We start from the raw sequence: 1,438 nt of genomic DNA on the forward strand, positions 1-1,438 counted from the left end.
GCGCCTGGCGGGCCAGGTCCCGGTTGACGTGCTGGTAACCGCGCGTCGTCACAATATTCGAATGGCCAAGGATCGACGCGATGACATGAGCGTCGACGCCAGCCTCCATCAGCAGCGACGCGGTCGTGTGCCGGGCGGCATGCAGATGCACGTCCGGGACCTCAGCCGCGGCAAGCATGTCGTGCCACGCATCTGAGTCGTCGCGCGACGAAATCGGCCGGAACTGCTCGGACACCCACACGAGGTTCCACTCGTTCGGTATCTGCCGTTCCTTGTAACCCATCAGCAGTAGCGCCAGCGGTTCCGGCAAAGGAATCATGCGGATCGACGCCTCAGTCTTCGGCCGCGTCAGTGCGGTCCCTCGGTACAGCGGGATGTGCTCGTAGCCGGCACGCACGATGAACCTCTTCGGGTCATCCGGTCGCGCGCCGGGCTTCAGCTTCAGTCGCTGCAACTGCCAGGACAGATCGAGCGTGCCGTTCTCGAGGTCCACGCGGTCCCACTGCAGGCCCAGCAGCTCCCCCTGTCGTGCGCCCGTGAGCAATGCTGCCGCGATCCGCGTGAGGATTGCATCCCCACGTGAGGCGGCGACACGCAGCACCTTGCGGGCCTCGTCCGTCGTGAGCGCGCCTCGGTCCTTCGACAGCACTTTCGGCGCGGACACGAGCTCGACGACGTTGCGTGGGACGACGCCTTCTTTGCGAGCATCCTTCATCGCCTTCGACAGGATCCGGTGCGCCACCTCCGCCGTGCGGGTCGAACGGCCGGCCGCGAGGATCCCCGTGTGCATCGCACGTACATGAGCCGGTGTGAGCTTGACGAGCTTCACCTTGCCGATGTGTGGGTTGATGTTGTTCTTCACCGCCGAGCGGTACGTCTGAAGGGTGCGGGGCCCAATGGTGCGCGAGGCGATGGTCTCGAGCCAGGTCTCCATCCAGTCGGCGACGCTGGTGGTGTTCTTGGCCGGCGCGACGAGTCCGTCCTCGACGTCACGGCGAAGCTTGCGGAGCTTCGCGATGGCGGTGGCCTTGTCCTTGGACGAGACAGTCTTGCGGCGGCGCTTGCCGTCCGGCCCTGGCGGCAGGTCGACCGTGCCCACCCAGAGCCCGTCGCCGCGCTTGAACAGTGCCCCGTCCCCGGCAGTCCGGCGAGTCTTCTTCTGCTCGCCAGCGGTGTCCTCGCGCCGTGCCTTGCTCGCCGCCATCGGTACCTTTCGGGATCGCGTACTGTAGCCAACGACTGTAGCCTAGCGCGGTCATGACCTGAGTTAACCTGAGTTGTCTGGTGTGCGTGACCTGCGGCGATACCGCCTCTACCTGCGGTGATCTTGCCCACTCATCAGATTCCCAAGCTGAATACGCGGGTTCGATTCCCGTCATCGGCTCCCACAAATACCGCGTTTGACCAGCGCAAACACCACAACCGAACATCGTGGCTA

1 protein-coding gene is annotated in these 1,438 nt (G+C 64.9%); it reads right to left on the bottom strand.

The features are described from left to right. A partial coding sequence (locus tag ACLBYD_RS30675; protein ID WP_447819399.1) for a tyrosine-type recombinase/integrase occupies positions 1–1,204 on the bottom strand: 1,204 nt, incomplete at its 3' end. Between the last annotated feature and the right edge of the window lie 234 nt (positions 1,205–1,438).

The organism is Rhodococcus sp. C26F (assembly GCF_053345925.1).